Below are 15,053 nucleotides of genomic sequence, written 5' to 3'. Positions count from 1 at the left end.
TTTTCGATGATGTCCTTGAGCGCAGTGTTTTCCAGGCTGAGGTCAGCGAACATCTGCTTGAGTTTGCGATTTTCGGCTTCGAGATCCTTCATCCTCTGGATGTCGGATGCCTCCATGCCTCCGTATTTAGATTTCCACTTGTAGTAGGTGGCGTTGCTGATGCCGTTTTCACGGCATACGTCCTTGACGGTCCGTCCGCCTTCCACAGACTTGAGGATCCTGACGATCTGGTGCTCAGTGAATTTTGATTTGCGCATACGAAACTCCTGGGCGCAGTTTGAGCCAGAAGTCTCTACTTGGCAATGGCCCTACTTTACGGGGACTTTACAGACGTGGTGCGTGCTTTCGCCGAAAGCAGAAAGTGGGTTTCGTGCATATTTCACTCGGAGACTTCGATGATTATTGTATGGAATAAAAACCAAATAATGTCAGAGCGATAGAGGTGAATGATCGTCCTCGCACGAAGAAAGGCGCAACTATTTGGAAACCCAGTCGAAAAACAAAAAAAAGAGGTTAGCTCCCCTTTTTCAGGGGATTATGAGAATAAAATTTGGATGAAATTTGTAACACATTACCAACAGCTTTTTTCTCCGCATTGACTTGGGGTATAGCGCAAGTATAGTATCGTCGTAATCAGTTTTGCCAAGGGAAAAAATTAATGAAATCTCCATTCAAAATACCAACACGGAGTCCCTATGCATCGTTTGAAGAAAATTTGGCTGAAAAACTATCGGTCCTGTCATGATATCGAAGTCGAATTGAGTTCGTTCACGCCCTTGGTCGGATACAACAACGCTGGCAAATCAACCATTATACAGGGCATCATTTGGTTGCTGTCGCCATCGGGTGGGATAACGGAGAATGATTTTTGCGGGAATGATATCACTCAGCCTATCATAGGAATCGGTGAGTTATCGGGCATCTCGGAACAGTTGTTGGACAAGCTTGACCCAAAGCACAAGGCCAAAATCGAAAAGTATATCTCTGATGACGGGGTATTGTTTATCAAGCGTATTCAAGCAAAACCTGGCAGCACCAAAGGCGACAGGCCCCTGTTCATTTTGCGGCCAGGTGAAGACTTTTCAAATGAGGACTCTTGGGACAAGAACCCTGCGGGAATTGATGCTGCGATTTCAAAGCTGTTTCCATCTCCAATCCATATCGAAGCGATGGCCGATGCATCGCAAGATGTGGCAAAGAACACCGCCAGTTCGACTTTGGGCAAGCTACTGAAAGATGTGCTGGGAAGCGTTGAGGAACAACATGGGGTCAAAATCTCGGATGCAGTAGATGAGTTAAAGTCAATCCTCTCGGCCGAAGGTGACAAACGAGCGCCAGAGCTGACAAAGATAGATGCTTCGGCCAATCGTGCCTTGGTAGATCTTTTTCCAGGTATTGAAATACGATCTGAAATCCCGGCGCCCTCGATTCACACCTTGTTCAAAGCTGGCACTATCAAGGTAAAAGACCCACATCGTGGCGAAACTTGGCATGAATTCGACAGCATGGGGCATGGGGCGCAACGAACAATCCAGATGGCTTTAGTCAGGTGCTTGGCCGAACACACCCAGGCTGCGGACGATCCTGAATGTCGTCTTTTGTTGATAGATGAACCCGAGCTATATCTTCACCCACAGGCCATAGAACAAGTTCGTGCCGCCTTGGAATCCCTTGTTAATGTTGGGTATCAAGTGATTTTTTCTACCCACTCACCAATGTTGATCGAAAGAAAAAACGTTCCGTATACCTTGCTTATTCGGAAAAACGATTTTGGAACCAAGGTGCTGCCGACAATGTCGTCGGCAGCAAAAGACAAGATCAATGGCAACAGAGCGCAAGCAGAAACCTTGTTCACCTTGTCCAACTCAAACCAGATACTTTTTTCGGAAAAGGTACTACTTGTTGAAGGCAGTACGGAAGCAAGGTTGATCCCAGTTTTATACGAGAAGACTTTTGGGAAAACTTTGTCCTACGACAAAATTGCACTCGTCCCTCTTGGCGGGAGCGGCAATACTGGTAAGGCGATAGCAATTCTTAACGCCATGGGAATACCATATCAAGCTGTAGTCGATCTGGATGCCCTTTTTTGCAAAGGAGAAGAGTATGGAGTCATCGTTGCTCCGGATGCAAAAATTGAGGCGTGTAAAGCCTATTTCGACGTAAGAAAGCAGGCGAATGAAATCGAATTGAACGGTCAGGGGCTCCCCATAAACAACGATAACATGACGGCCGCCCAAGCATACGCAGAATGTGCAGCCTCGCCCGAATGTGCGGCACACATTGCTGACCTCCATCAATCCGTCAAAGACGATCATAATATCTGGGCTTGGCCGGTGGGAGATATAGAATGCGTTCTGCATCTTACGGGCAAAGGTGAAAAACACTGGGTTAGGTTCATCGCCGATATTGAAGATAATGATTTGGCTCACAAAGTAAAAGATCAAGTCGTGCTGACAACATTTCTCGACTGGATCAAAGGATAGCCTTGATGACTGTCCCATGATTGTGATTTTCTTTCTCGCTCGACGCATTTTTCATGTCGAGCTATTCTCTATTTCAAATAGGACAACAGCGCATAAATAGACAACAGCTGGCTGTTATCAATGATTTGTGCAACCCTACATTGGTAATGTCGAATATTTTTAAATAAAAATGTAGTTTTAAGTCTTTCAATCTTTGTGGCCAATTATCATCAATTGCCCTGTTGGAGGGGCTTTGTGTGGCCCTTTTGTGGGACAAAACCCAGCAGCACTATGCGTAACCACCTGAAATCTGGTGCGTCATGCACACGATGCACACTAAGTCAAATCACAGCGGAAGCGGGTAAAGGTCACGTTATTTTAGTGGTTTAACTAGTGTGGTGGGCCGTCTTGCCATGAAAATGGCATTCAAGAGGTCGTCAGTTCGATTCTGTCCAGCTCCACCAATTTTCCTTAATGGCTTCGGTAGATTACCGAAGCCATTTTTTGTTGTGTCCTATGCTGGATTCCCGAATATGTCCGCTATGTGTCCGCAGCTTCCGACGGGCGATTTCGGGCGTGCATGGTGTGCATGCTGTCATTCGTCGTTGCTTGCTTTGGCATAGCGCGCGGCCAGACGGTCTTGGGCGCTGGTTCCGATGACGTCCTCAAGGTTGCTGTAGCGGTTGGTCATGCGCAGGTCCCTGTGGCCTATCATGACGCTCGCTTCCTTCAAGGTGCTGCCGGAGAGCAGGAGATTGGTGCAGTAGGTGTGGCGGTGGTCGTGGAAGTGCAAGTCGTCGAAGTCGTGGTCCTTGCACAGACCTTCCCATGCCTTGCGGAAGTTCCGAAGGGTTCCGTCGGGATGCCCCACGACGTACTCTCCTTTGACCTCCACGCCGCGCTTGCGGCGGTAGGTCTCCAGATACACCTTTCGGTCCAACAGGGCTTGCCTCGTGCGGGGCATGATCTTGTGGGTTCGCGTCACGCCGTTTTTCGTGTGGTGAAAGGTGATCTGGTTTTCGTCCAGATCAACCTGTGACCACTCCAAATCCCGGACTTCCTGCATGCTGCATCCGTGCTCGACTGCCAGCAAAATGGCCAAGGGCAGGTAGTGCCGGGAGCGACGTTTGGAAGCCGCCTCCAGCAACGCGTCGATTTCGATGGGCTTTTGCGCGGTTTTTCTTTCACTCGCTTTTTCGGACAGATACTTGATGCCGGCGGCAACATCGTGTTCGATCAATTTTCTGCGTTGTGCCGTGGCAAATACCTGCTTGATGACAAACAGGCGGCGGTTCCCCAGCACGTTGCTTCCGCTTTCCGCCACTTGCACCCGGTAATCACGAATGGTGTCCGCATCCAGTTCTTCCAGCAAGACGTGCTCCCACTCGGCAAGCACGGGTTTGAGGAAGGTCTGATACCCCTTGTAGGTGCTCTCGGAGATGGCTTCTTCCTTCAATTTCCGTAGCCATTCTTCCTTGCAGATGCTCGCGGCATGGCCGAAGGTCGAAGCCGTCCGCGTGCGGCCCTTTTCCTTGCGAAGGGGCTTGCCGGAGTCCAGCAAGGTGCGCAGTCGATTTGCTTCTTCCTGTGCCAAATCCTTGCGGCGGAAGCTTTTGTGGTACTTCTTGCGACCCGTTTCCGGGTCCTTGTAGTTGACGACGTAGGTCTTTCCCTTTTTAAGCGAACGGGTCGCGATGGTGACAGTGGCCATGGGCTACTTCTCCTTCGGACTTTCGTTCGCCGTCACGTTTCCGATTTGGCTGTCAATGAACCCACGCAGGTCCTCTTCCCGGACCAGCTTTCTGGATCGTATCTCGACACACGGCAATTCGCCAACTAAAATCATGCGCGAGATGGTGGCCCGGTACACCCGCAGAATGTCGGCGGTTTCCTTGATCGTAAGAAACTTGATTTCTCCCATTGAAGTGACCTCATGTGCACGTCGAAGCCTCCAACGTCTTTACGTCCGGTCTGCACTTCATTTTTGCGGCCAGGCACGATTGCCCAAGGCCAATCCTCCATTACAAATCATGTGATTGAAAATGGGGCAATAGTCGCGGGTAGGTTTTTTTTGAAAAAGATCATTTTTTTTCTGCCGATCTGTCCTTTTCTTTTTCCGGGATTCTTCATGCGTTGTTGCAAAGCATAAAAAGGAGCCACCCCATGGCGTTGCAGACGTGAAGAAATTTTGTTGAACGCAGCAGTGCGCAGCGAAGCAAGCTCTGCGAAGTGAAACCAAATTGATGAACGGCAAAAGGCCATGCTGGCGGGCGCGGCCAAGGACCGCGCGCGTGGGGGATGAAAGCTTCCGGTTTTTGACCCTAACTGGTTAGGGTCAAAGGCCGGAAGCTTGAAGGGGCGGCAAGACGCCCCTTTGCCTGCTTTTCTTTGAAGCATGCTCCAGAAAAAGCAAAAGCCCCAACAAAGGGGCTTTATGGGAATTAGGGAAAATCAGACGCAGGGATGCTCTGTTGAGAATACGACTTGCGGAACCGTCGTCCCTTGGGGACGCCTGAAAAATGTCAAACGGAAGACTGGCTCGTAGCCATAGCGCCGAACGGACAAGAAAGATCAACTTTCGATTCCCGGACACAAGACGGCGATACCGCCTCATCTCCAGGTGGGCCAAGCTGCCCAAAGAGGGCAACCCGTGGCAGAAGCTGCCACACAACGCACAAAGCGGGATAAATGAATGCCCTGTTCCCAGTGAAAGCAAGCTTTCATATGTCCATTCAATAAGGGGTGTCACAACGTAAGCGCATACGTCTTACGTCCGCCAGATGCGGAATTGTGACCGTCGGGGACTTTGGCAACTGCAGGCGCACAGGTCCTGCTGTTCATCGGGCGATGGGGTTGTGTTGAACCGGCGTTTGTTTCGGAAAGGATGCCGTTTGTTTTGGAAAAACGGCGGTAAGCGTTGAAGCCGTAGGCTTCGTACGTCGTCATCAGTTCGGATTTCATCACGAACTTATGACGACCAGATCGGTGGTAGTGCCTCCTTTGTGTCAGGTTTTATGAATTCGCATACCACGTCATTTTCGGCGAATTCCAGTCGTGGACCCGTCTTTCTGAAGATTTCTTGTTGCCGTCCGTCGACTGCCCGCAGCCTGGCACGGCCACCGGTTTGGTCAAGGCCAAGCCCTTCGGGCGGATTCCCTGCGGTCATCCGGCCTTGACCAAATCGCCTTACCCGTGCCGTGTCGATCTCAGGCGACGGTGACGGGGATGGACGACTCTGGTTCAGGGGATGCTTTTGATCAATCGCGACTTCTGTGGCAAATAACCCTATTTGGTTAGGGAAAAAACATGCATCATCCAGTGAGGGTATATGAGAAAAATTGAAAAAGAATTACTCATTGAAATTGCGGTATACTTGCGGACAAAACGTAAGCTTCGCGGGCTTTCAATGGAAAAAGTGGCGTCCGCCTTGGGGTATTCCGGCATCAGCTTCATAAACAGAATCGAACACGGAAAAAATCAGATTCCAATTGATAAAATTGACGATTTTGCGAGGGTTTATGGTTTTGAAGTTACAGCATTTCGGCGGCTTATCCTTTCTGTCTTGTATCCAGATATTTTTAACCTCATCACGACGATGTTAGTTGAAGATGAGAACTTTGCAAAGCTGGCACATAGGTGTCATTCGAGCCAAGATCCGAGAAAGCGAGAGAGAAGGCGGAAAGAAGTCTCAGATGTAAGGATTCATGCTCTGAACCAGATGCGGGAATTGTTATTGAAATACAAAGACGTCTATCCGGATAACGTAAAACAGGCACTTTCTGTATTGAGAGAGAAGGATTAAGCCAATGTCCTTGAATCAGTTTCTTGCTCTGCCGTACATGAAGAGCGATGACTGTTACATTTTATGGCAGGAATCCGTTGACTTCGTAAAGGAAACGCATGCGCATTTCGTTGATTGCATTCTTACCGATCCTCCCTATGAACTGAGTATAGGTGGGAAATCATGGGATGCGCATGGATTGCCGATTGACTGGTGGGCGTATCAATTTGGAAGAGTGACAAAGCCGACGGGCAGCGTGTTTGTCTTTTGCAGTGATTTTCAATTTGGGACTTGGTACATGGAACTATCTAAATGGTTCACTAATATTACCAAATTTGCATGGGTAAAGACGAATCCTGTACAAGGCAAATTTAAGAAACTCGGATGCTTTGCAGAGAGCGTCGAGTTGGCGGTCCATGCATACAACTCACAGTCATATTTTAACCGTGAAGATATTTTCCTGAATCATTATACCTCGGGGATTTGTTCCGGAAACGAGCGGCTCAAAGCTGATGGCGTTGTACATCCAACCCAGAAGCCGGAGGCGCTTATCAAATACATCATGGAAGGCATCGCGAAGCCTAAAGACATTATTCTGGACCCTTTCGGCGGCACATATACCACTGTGCGAGTGGCCAAAAAGATTGGACGCTGTTGCATCGGGATTGACCAAGATCCTTATATTGGCGTGCAGCGAGAGAAACTCATGGATGATGGTTGGAAGATCATGGACTGGGACGAAGAACAGGAATGTGAGGTGGAGGTTTCAACTGAGTAAATGTGAATGCATTCATATATCTAAGAAGCCGTTTGGAAATAATCTGCCTTGCGCAATAGTTATGTTCGGTATAGTGAAAGGTATGATCTTCTAAAACTCATTCACCGGCAGGCCGAAATCCAATGCCTCTATATGCGCACACAAAAGCAGGTTTGGAAGAGCCCTCGTGGCAATCTCTTGAGGAGCACTCCAAAAACGTAGCAGCACTAGCCGCACGATTTGCGGATTTCTACGGTGCGGAAGCTTGGGGGCAAGCGGCTGGTCTTGTTCATGATATTGGTAAGTCCCGGCCTGCCTTTCAAAGAAAGCTTCTAGACTCTTCGCCTGCGTATGAAGACCACAAAGGTGTAGGGGCGCGCCTTCTCAAGAGACTCAACAGTCCTTTCGGTCAGATCCTTGCCTACTGCGTGGCCGGGCATCATGGCGGCCTGCCGGATGCCGTGGATTACGGCAACGGGAAATCACTTCAGTTGCTCTGCAAGGGGGCTGATGACCTACCGTCAGGCATCGAAAATCCACTTGAAAAGTTGAGGATTCCTGACTTTCCGTTTGAGCCGAATAGTGTGTTCTCATGCAGCTTTTTCACCAGGATGCTTTTCTCGGCGCTGGTGGATGCGGATTATCTGGATACCGAACGCTTCATGGATGAGGCAAAGGCTGCATGGCGTCCAGAAGCTTTTGATTTCGGACAGTTGAGTTCGTCTCTTGATGAATATCTTTCCAGATTTAAGCCGAACAGCCGGATAAACACCCTGCGCTCCGAGATACTGGCTCATTGCCGCGCCAATGCGGCCATGGAACCGGGCCTGTTTTCCCTAACAGTACCAACCGGCGGCGGGAAGACGCTTACCTCAATGGCATTCGCCCTCGATCATGCGAAGCGTCATGGTTTGCGGCGAGTCGTCTACGTTATTCCCTATACCTCCATCATTGAACAGAATGCCAAAGTCTTTCGTGGCATTTTCTCGGATGGAGGCGTGATCGAACATCACAGCACGTACAAACAGGATGATGCGGATGAGGGTTCGTATGAATCCCCGGCGGCGAAGCGGCATCGACTGGCGTGCGAAAATTGGGACGCGCCGGTGGTTGTCACAACAAATGTTCAGTTTTTCGAATCGCTATTCTCCAACAAACCTTCCAAGTGTCGCAAATTACATAATCTCTCCAAATCGGTGATCATTCTTGACGAAGCTCAAATGCTTCCGACGGAGTACCTTGATCCGTGTTTGCGAGCTGTAGAGGAGCTGGCGACGAATTACGGATCAAGCGTGGTGCTTTGTACGGCAACTCAGCCTGCGTTGGAAAAGTGCGACCTTGTCTGTGGTCTTGACGGTGTGCGGGAGTTGGCGCCCGACCCGGTCCGGATGCACTCGGCATTTGCCAGAACTCGTCTGGAAGATTGTGGCGAGCAGTCGCTTCCCGAGGTGGCGGATATGATCCGGGAGCGTGAGAAGGTTTTGTGCATCGTCAACACCAGGGCGCGAGCTTCAGAGCTTTTTTCCATGATTCAAGATGAGCCCGGAGCCCGCCACCTGAGTGCGCTCATGTGTCCTGCACATCGAACCGTGGCGCTTGAGGCGATCCGGAAAGACCTTGCTGCGGGAGAGCCATGCCGTGTGGTCAGCACGCAGCTCATCGAGGCTGGGGTTGATGTCTCATTCCCGGAAGTCATCCGCGAAATGGCCGGACTTGACTCCATTATTCAGGCCGCGGGGCGCTGCAACCGTGAAGGGGAAAGAGAGAACCTCGCCCCGGTTCATGTTTTCACGCCGAAAGAAGGGGTGGTCAGAGCCTTTGCCACAAAGGCAGGCTGCACCGAGAGCGTCCTGCGTTCGGACAAAGGGGCCGAACCTTTCGCGCCCGAGGCTGTACGGGAGTACTTTCGGCAGGCGTATTGGCTGAACAGTGACCGGCTTGATCATAAGAACATTCGCAAGTTGCTGGAAAACCCCAGCGGTGAATGGCTCTTTGCCGAAGCGGCGAAGCGGTTCAGGATTATCGAGAACAAGATGATCGCCGTGATGATCCCATATGACGAGGATGCCGACAAGCTCATCAATCAGTTGCGGTATGCGGAACACCATGGGGGCATCCTTCGGAGCCTTCAGCAGTATACGGTACAGGTTTATGACGGGCAGTTCCGCGCGCTGGATCGGGCTGGGGCCGTGGAAATGGTCCTCGGCGAGTATCCGGTTTTGCGCGCGATGAAGTATTATGACAAGCGATTCGGCCTGACGTTTCCTGCGGGGGCGCCGGATGCATCTGAGTTTATTCTTTAGGACAACTCAGTATGGTATTATTGTTAAATTGAGATTCAATGAATATGTAAAATTGACAATGAGTGTTTGGTTGAGTATGTTTAAAGCTGGCGCAGGGGTGTGGATTGAAACAATGATTATGAAGATTAAAAGGTGTCACCCCTGTGTCAATCTGTGATGCATTTTCTTATTCAATGAATATGATGATTATAATTATATGATTGCCCAGAGGGTGTAGTCTGTGTCTAGCCGTTAGGTGTTTTAGGGTAAAATAGATTGTAGGATAAAAAAGGGGGTGTGTGTTTTTCTTGATAAAACTTCTTGTCTCAGGACGGCTTTGGCCGCTAATACGCTACTTATTATATGTTATTTCTGTTTGTGTCCTTTTCTGTATCTGTGGGGTTTAAGGAGGGTGTATGCCACGAGGAGTACGGCTCAAGGTTTGGGGCGATTATGCCTGTTTTACGAGGCCTGAGATGAAGGTGGAGCGGGTCAGTTACGACGTTATGACGCCGTCCGCCGCGCGTGGATTGCTGGAGGCGATCTACTGGAAGCCTTCGATAAAGTGGGTGGTGGACCGGATTCACGTCATGAAGGAAATCCGGTTTGACAATGTGCGTCGTAACGAAGTTGCGGCCAAGGTGCCTGTCAAGGGGGGGAGTGGTGTCAATGCTGCCATGAAGGACGGCAGCACGCCCCTTCGTCTTCATGTCGAGGAGAACCGGCAGCAGCGGGCAGCCATGGTGCTTCGGGATGTGGAGTACGTCATCGAGGCGCATTTTGAATATACGTCAGACGAGGACCGCAACGACGGCAAGCATCTGGATATGTTCAACCGCCGGGCGGCCAAGGGAAAATGCTTCCACCGTCCCTATCTGGGATGCAGGGAGTTCCCTGCGCATTTCGAGCTTGTGGAGGGAGATATCCCTGACTCCGAGCTTGAGGGGGCCTGTGATCTTGGCTGGATGCTGCACGATATCGACTACCGGTCGGGCATGGTGCCGGTGTTCTTCCGGGCCGCAATGGAAAACGGCGTCATCGACTGCCGCGCAAAGGAAGTGGCGGCATGATTCTGCAAGCGTTGCACGATTATTATGAAAGACTACTGGCAGACCCGAACGTCGGTGTTTCTGAGTTCGGTTTCGGCCGTCAGGGTGTTCATTTCTGCCTGACGCTCGACCGTGAAGGGAATCTGGCCGGAGCGCCACTTGACCTGCGAGACGAGCAGGGGCGCGCAAAACGCGTCGAGGTGCCGGGGCCGATTGGTCGTTCCGTAGGCGTTGCTTCCAACTTCGCTTGGGACAATACCGGGTATGTTCTTGGCGTGGACAGCAAGGGCAAACCAGAGCGCACTGCCAAGACGCATGCGGCCTTCAAGGAGCTTGCAGCCAAGGTTCTTTCTGAAGTGGATGACGATGGAGCCAGCGCTCTTCTGGCTTTTCTGGAACAGTGGAAGTCGGAACAAGCTGAAGAACTGACTGGCTATGAAGAACTTCTCGATCAGAACGTGGTCTTCCGTCTGGATGGCGATCTGGAGTTTATCCATGAGCGTCCGGCATTTCGCAAGGCGTGGGTTGCCCACTTGGCTGGCAGCGCGAACAGCGAAAAGGGGATGTGTCTCGTCACCGGTGAGGATTCACCAATTCCCCCAACGCATGCCAAGATAAAGGGAGTACCGGGCGCACAGACTTCCGGCGCCTCGCTGGTTTCCTTCAACTTCGATGCAGCTGTATCCTTCGGCAAAAAGCAGAACTTCAACGCTCCTGTTTCAGACAAGGCTGCTTTTGCGTACACGACAGCGCTGAATTATCTGCTCGACCCCGCGAATGAGCGGAAGGTTCAGGTGGGCGATACTACGGTTGTATTCTGGACTGACGGTCCGTCGGGCGATGCTGCTCCGATGTTCGGGTTTGCTCTTGGCGGGAAGGCCCCTGAGGACGAAGGACTGGCCCAGCGGCTCACCGGGCACATCAAGTCCATTGCCAGAGGGCGTCTGCCCGAAGAACTCGGCGACCCCAAGACGCGTTTTTATGTGCTCGGCCTCTCGCCGAATGCGGCGCGCCTTTCCGTGCGTTTTTGGCATGTGGGCACCGTGGGCGATACGGCACGGAACCTCGGGGAGCATTACGCCGCGCTTGTCATAAAGCGCGAATATAACAATCAGCCCGAGCACCCCAGTCCCTGGTGGATACTGCGGGAGCTGGCCCCTCAGCGCGACTCGCGTAACATCTCACCGCTCCTCTCCGGTCAGTTGCTCAAGGCCATCCTCGGCAACCGACCGTATCCAAGAACGCTGCTCACATCTGCCATAGAACGCGTGCGCGCCGACTCTGACAGTGACAAGGGCAAGAAGATAAATTACCTGCGCGCGGCAATCATCAAGGCGTACCTCGTTCGTAACGCGAAACAGGAGATTCAGATGACTCTCGACAAGGACAATACCGACATTGGGTATCGGCTCGGAAGGCTTTTCGCCATTGTAGAGCGCATTCAGGAGCAGGCGGTTCCGGGCGCTAATGCCAGTGTGAAAGACCGATTCTTCGGCTCGGCATCGGCAACTCCGGCCCGCACCTTTCCCATCATCCTGCGTAATGCCCAGCATGGTTTGGCAAAAATCCGAAAGGAAAACCATGGGCTGGCTGTCTATTATGAAAAAGGAATTCAGGAGATAACGGCGGGAATAGATCCGAAAGACGGGTTCCCGGCCAGCTTGGCACTTGAGAAGCAGGGGATGTTTATCCTTGGATACTACCAGCAGCGTCAGGCCATGTTCACCAAAAACGAAGACAAGACGGAGGAATAAACCATGACCGCCATCAACAACCGCTATGAGTTCGTGTACCTTTTCGATGTGGAAAACGGCAATCCCAACGGAGACCCTGACGCAGGCAATATGCCGCGCATTGATCCGGAGACCGGGCACGGCCTTGTCACCGATGTCTGCCTGAAACGCAAAGTGCGTAATTACGTGGACATCGCAAAGGGCGGTGAGGCCGGATACAATATCTATGTCGCCGAAAAGGCCGTTTTGAACCGCAATAACGAAATGGCCTACAAGGAACTCGACATCAAGCAGGAGAAGAAAAAACTGCCAAAGAAGGTGGAGGACGCCCGGAAGGTTACGCGCTGGATGTGCGACAATTTCTTCGATGTGAGAACATTCGGCGCGGTCATGACCACGGAAGTCAACTGCGGGCAGGTGCGCGGCCCTGTGCAGTTCTCCTTTGCCAAGAGCATTGAGCCCATCGTGCCCATGGAGGTGAGCATCACGCGCATGGCGGTGACCAATGAGAAGGATTTGGAGAAGGAGCGGACCATGGGCCGCAAGCATATTGTGCCGTATGCCCTGTATCGCGCCGAGGGATACATTTCCTCGCATCTGGCCAAGGGCGAGAAAGGAACGGGGTTTTCGGACGAAGACCTTGAACTGCTCTGGTCCTCCCTTGCCAACATGTTTGACCACGACCATTCGGCGGCGCGCGGCAAGATGTCGCCCCGGGGGCTCATCGTCTTCAAGCATGACGATGCGTTGGGTAATGCCCCGGCCCACAAGCTGTTCGAGGCTGTTCGCGTCAACCGCAAAGAAGGCTCCGAAGGGCCGGCCCGGGCGTTTGCCGACTATGAGGTGGTTGCCGACGAATCCGCCGTTCCGCAGGGCGTAAGTATGGAAGCCAAGTTCTAGACATGGCTGATACGAGACCGATTTCCGCATTGCAGCATTACATGTATTGCCCGCGCCAATGCGCGCTCATTCATGTAGAAAAGGTTTGGAGCGAGAATCGGTTCACGGTTGAAGGGCGTTTGCTGCACCTCCGCGCCGACTCCGGTTCGTCCGGGCGGCGCGGAGGCGTGGCCGAAGACCGAAGTGTGCCGTTGCGAAGCGACACCCTCGGGCTATACGGCATAGCTGATGTTGTTGAGATGCGGCGGGGCGCGGACGGGAAGGAGTATCCCTATCCGGTGGAGTACAAGCGGGGAAGTCCGAAAGTTGAGGACTGGGACCGCGTTCAGCTGTGTGCTCAGGCCATGTGCCTTGAGGAGATGCTCGGAACCCGTGTCCCGGAAGGGGCCATATTCTATGGCAAACCTCGTCGTCGGGAGCGGGTGGTTTTTGATGCCTCGTTGCGCCTGATGGTTGAGGAAGTTTGCTCTGCTGTGCATGAGATGGTTCGTCAGGAAACTCTTCCTGATGCGGAATACGGGCCGAAGTGTCGGAATTGTTCACTCAGGGATGCGTGTATGCCCGGCAAGGGAAAGCGCAGTGTGGAGACCTATGTGCGGTCGGGGCTTGAGTCATGAAAAAGCTTTTGAACACGCTTTATGTGACGTCTCAGGGGAGTTATCTTTCCAAAGACGGAGAATGTGTTGTCATTCGGGCTGAAGATGGGGGTAAAAAAAGGTTCCCGGCGCATGTGCTGGACGGCATTGTGTGCTTCGGCAATGTGCTTTGCAGCCCGTTCCTTCTTGGACATTGTGCCGATGCAGGTCTCGCGGTTTCTTTCTTGACTGAAAGTGGCCGCTTTCTTGCCGGGGTTCGCGGCCCACAGAGCGGCAATGTGCTTTTAAGGCGGGCGCAGTATCGGGCCGCTGAGGATTCGAAGCGTTCTGCTGTCTTTGCCCGTTTTTTTGTGGCGGGTAAGGTTGCCAATTCTCGTGCGGTGTTGCGGCGCGGCATGCGGGATCATGCGGGAAGGCTGGATTGTGACCTCATGCAGAACGCCGTTGCGGTGTTGGACGACTGCGCCCTTCGATTGCGGCAGGATCAGACACTGGAAACGGTTCGTGGCCTTGAAGGGCAGGCGGCCAACAGCTATTATGGCGTTTTCGACCAGCTTGTGCTTGCCGAGGATACGGTATTTCGTTTTGTCGGCAGGAATCGTCGTCCTCCGCTTGATGCCGTGAACTGCCTGCTTTCTTTTTTGTACACGCTTCTTGCGCATGATGTGCGTTCGGCTCTGGAGGCTGTCGGGCTTGATCCTCAGGTTGGTTTTTTGCATCGCGACAGACCGGGACGACCCGGATTGGCTCTTGATGTAATGGAGGAGTTTCGTTCGTTTTTGGCGGATCGGTTGGCGTTGTCGCTTGTCAATCGGGGCGAGGTGTCTGCGCGGGGGTTTGTGCGTAAGGAAAGCGGCGCGGTTTTGATGGATGATGATACTCGAAAAAGGGTTCTGGTCGCTTGGCAGAGGCGAAAGCAGAAGGAGGTCATGCATCCATTTTTGCAGCAGCGCATTCCGTTGGGATTGGCTTTTCATGTGCAGTCTCAGTTGCTGGCCCGCGCGGTACGTGGTGATCTTGACGGGTATCCGCCGTTTTTCTGGAGGTGATTGTGCTGGTTTTGGTCAGTTATGACGTCAGCTTCGAGGATGATGGGGGAAAGCGTCGGTTGCGGCGGATTGCGAAGGTTTGCGAGAGCTACGGGCAAAGGGTGCAGTATTCAGTGTTTGAGTGCGTGGTGGACCCTGCTCAGTGGGCTCGGCTTCGCCATAAGTTGCTGGATGTAATCAATCCGGAGAAGGACAGTCTGCGCTTTTATTTTCTTGGAAAGAATTGGCAGCGTCGTGTGGAGAGTCATGGAGCAGTTGATACGTATGATCCTGAAACGGGTATATTGATATTGTAGCGCGAACCTCAAGTGGTTTTGGTTTTCCGGGTAGGTTCGCGTCGATGCAATTCTCTATTAATCTGGTTGATTAGGTGTTTTTTGTCCACTAGCACAGATTTTTCGTGATGATTATCGAGTCAGTTCGCGCAGGACACGCTCTGAGTCC

15 protein-coding genes are annotated in these 15,053 nt (G+C 52.0%); 10 read left to right on the top strand and 5 right to left on the bottom strand.

Going from position 1 to position 15,053, the window contains the following annotated elements:
* On the bottom strand, positions 1–257 hold a 257-nt coding region (locus tag BR24_RS02090; protein ID WP_496539862.1), incomplete at its 3' end, for a transposase.
* 438 nt (positions 258–695) lie between these two features.
* Here BR24_RS02090 and BR24_RS02085 point away from each other — a divergent pair.
* Positions 696–2,483, top strand: coding sequence for an ATP-dependent nuclease (locus BR24_RS02085; RefSeq protein ID WP_496539861.1), 1,788 nt, complete (start codon positions 696–698; stop codon positions 2,481–2,483).
* 574 nt (positions 2,484–3,057) lie between these two features.
* Here BR24_RS02085 and BR24_RS02080 read toward each other — a convergent pair.
* From BR24_RS02080 to BR24_RS02065, 4 genes are all read right to left on the bottom strand, one after another.
* Positions 3,058–4,173, bottom strand: a complete 1,116-nt coding sequence (locus BR24_RS02080; RefSeq protein ID WP_496539860.1) for a tyrosine-type recombinase/integrase — start codon at positions 4,171–4,173, stop codon at positions 3,058–3,060.
* A gap of 3 nt (positions 4,174–4,176) precedes the next feature.
* Entirely contained in the window at positions 4,177–4,383 is a 207-nt protein-coding gene (locus BR24_RS02075; protein ID WP_496539859.1) for a helix-turn-helix domain-containing protein, read from the bottom strand.
* 107 nt (positions 4,384–4,490) lie between these two features.
* Positions 4,491–4,859 (bottom strand): hypothetical protein, encoded by a 369-nt coding sequence (locus BR24_RS02070; RefSeq protein WP_496539858.1) that lies wholly within the window; start codon positions 4,857–4,859, stop codon positions 4,491–4,493.
* Between the two features lie 348 nt (positions 4,860–5,207).
* Entirely contained in the window at positions 5,208–5,423 is a 216-nt protein-coding gene (locus BR24_RS02065) for a hypothetical protein (RefSeq protein ID WP_496539857.1), read from the bottom strand.
* 367 nt (positions 5,424–5,790) lie between these two features.
* On the opposite strand from BR24_RS02065, the gene BR24_RS02060 reads away from it, so the two are divergent.
* The 9 genes from BR24_RS02060 to cas2 all read left to right on the top strand — a co-directional run bounded on the left by BR24_RS02060 (position 5,791) and on the right by cas2 (position 14,905).
* Positions 5,791–6,264 carry a helix-turn-helix domain-containing protein gene (locus BR24_RS02060; protein WP_496539856.1) on the top strand — a complete coding sequence of 158 codons (474 nt, stop codon included), beginning with the start codon at positions 5,791–5,793 and terminating at the stop codon, positions 6,262–6,264.
* A gap of 37 nt (positions 6,265–6,301) precedes the next feature.
* Positions 6,302–7,021: a DNA-methyltransferase gene (locus BR24_RS02055; protein ID WP_496539855.1), complete on the top strand. Its 720-nt coding sequence runs from the start codon at positions 6,302–6,304 to the stop codon at positions 7,019–7,021.
* A 122-nt stretch (positions 7,022–7,143) separates the two neighbouring features.
* Entirely contained in the window at positions 7,144–9,303 is a 2,160-nt protein-coding gene (gene cas3, locus BR24_RS02050) for a CRISPR-associated helicase Cas3' (RefSeq protein ID WP_496539854.1), read from the top strand.
* Between the two features lie 395 nt (positions 9,304–9,698).
* Positions 9,699–10,352, top strand: coding sequence for a type I-C CRISPR-associated protein Cas5c (gene cas5c, locus BR24_RS02045; protein ID WP_496539853.1), 654 nt, complete (start codon positions 9,699–9,701; stop codon positions 10,350–10,352).
* Positions 10,349–12,085 carry a type I-C CRISPR-associated protein Cas8c/Csd1 gene (cas8c, locus tag BR24_RS02040; RefSeq protein ID WP_496539852.1) on the top strand — a complete coding sequence of 579 codons (1,737 nt, stop codon included), beginning with the start codon at positions 10,349–10,351 and terminating at the stop codon, positions 12,083–12,085. The genes cas5c and cas8c overlap by 4 nt, the downstream gene beginning before the upstream one ends.
* Positions 12,086–12,088: 3 nt before the next feature.
* Entirely contained in the window at positions 12,089–12,964 is an 876-nt protein-coding gene (cas7c, locus tag BR24_RS02035; RefSeq protein ID WP_496539851.1) for a type I-C CRISPR-associated protein Cas7/Csd2, read from the top strand.
* 2 nt (positions 12,965–12,966) lie between these two features.
* Positions 12,967–13,581 carry a CRISPR-associated protein Cas4 gene (cas4, locus tag BR24_RS02030; protein ID WP_496539850.1) on the top strand — a complete coding sequence of 205 codons (615 nt, stop codon included), beginning with the start codon at positions 12,967–12,969 and terminating at the stop codon, positions 13,579–13,581.
* A complete protein-coding gene (cas1c, locus tag BR24_RS02025; RefSeq protein ID WP_496539849.1) occupies positions 13,578–14,609 on the top strand; it encodes a type I-C CRISPR-associated endonuclease Cas1c in 1,032 nt (343 codons plus the stop codon). Before cas4 ends, cas1c begins: the two co-directional genes overlap by 4 nt.
* Positions 14,610–14,611: 2 nt before the next feature.
* The gene (gene cas2 / locus BR24_RS02020; RefSeq protein ID WP_496539848.1) at positions 14,612–14,905 is read left to right on the top strand and encodes a CRISPR-associated endonuclease Cas2; all 294 of its coding nucleotides are present in this window, start codon (positions 14,612–14,614) and stop codon (positions 14,903–14,905) included.
* Positions 14,906–15,053 lie beyond the last annotated feature (148 nt).

The sequence above is a fragment of the Pseudodesulfovibrio halophilus DSM 5663 genome (genome assembly GCF_059568665.1).
Note: the sequence above shows the minus strand (reverse complement) of the source record. Positions and strands in the feature narration are given on the sequence as shown.

Bases quoted from the DNA above. Each gene is read 5' to 3' on its own strand.
- cas1c (WP_496539849.1), top strand. From the start codon at position 13,578: ATGAAAAAGCTTTTGAACACGCTTTATGTGACGTCTCAGGGGAGTTAT.
- BR24_RS02080 (WP_496539860.1), bottom strand. From the start codon at position 4,173: ATGGCCACTGTCACCATCGCGACCCGTTCGCTTAAAAAGGGAAAGACC.
- cas4 (WP_496539850.1), top strand. From the start codon at position 12,967: ATGGCTGATACGAGACCGATTTCCGCATTGCAGCATTACATGTATTGC.
- BR24_RS02060 (WP_496539856.1), top strand. From the start codon at position 5,791: ATGAGAAAAATTGAAAAAGAATTACTCATTGAAATTGCGGTATACTTG.
- BR24_RS02065 (WP_496539857.1), bottom strand. From the start codon at position 5,423: ATGAAATCCGAACTGATGACGACGTACGAAGCCTACGGCTTCAACGCT.
- cas3 (WP_496539854.1), top strand. From the start codon at position 7,144: ATGCCTCTATATGCGCACACAAAAGCAGGTTTGGAAGAGCCCTCGTGG.
- BR24_RS02070 (WP_496539858.1), bottom strand. From the start codon at position 4,859: ATGCTTCAAAGAAAAGCAGGCAAAGGGGCGTCTTGCCGCCCCTTCAAG.
- BR24_RS02085 (WP_496539861.1), top strand. From the start codon at position 696: ATGCATCGTTTGAAGAAAATTTGGCTGAAAAACTATCGGTCCTGTCAT.
- cas8c (WP_496539852.1), top strand. From the start codon at position 10,349: ATGATTCTGCAAGCGTTGCACGATTATTATGAAAGACTACTGGCAGAC.
- BR24_RS02075 (WP_496539859.1), bottom strand. From the start codon at position 4,383: ATGGGAGAAATCAAGTTTCTTACGATCAAGGAAACCGCCGACATTCTG.
- BR24_RS02055 (WP_496539855.1), top strand. From the start codon at position 6,302: ATGAAGAGCGATGACTGTTACATTTTATGGCAGGAATCCGTTGACTTC.
- cas7c (WP_496539851.1), top strand. From the start codon at position 12,089: ATGACCGCCATCAACAACCGCTATGAGTTCGTGTACCTTTTCGATGTG.
- cas5c (WP_496539853.1), top strand. From the start codon at position 9,699: ATGCCACGAGGAGTACGGCTCAAGGTTTGGGGCGATTATGCCTGTTTT.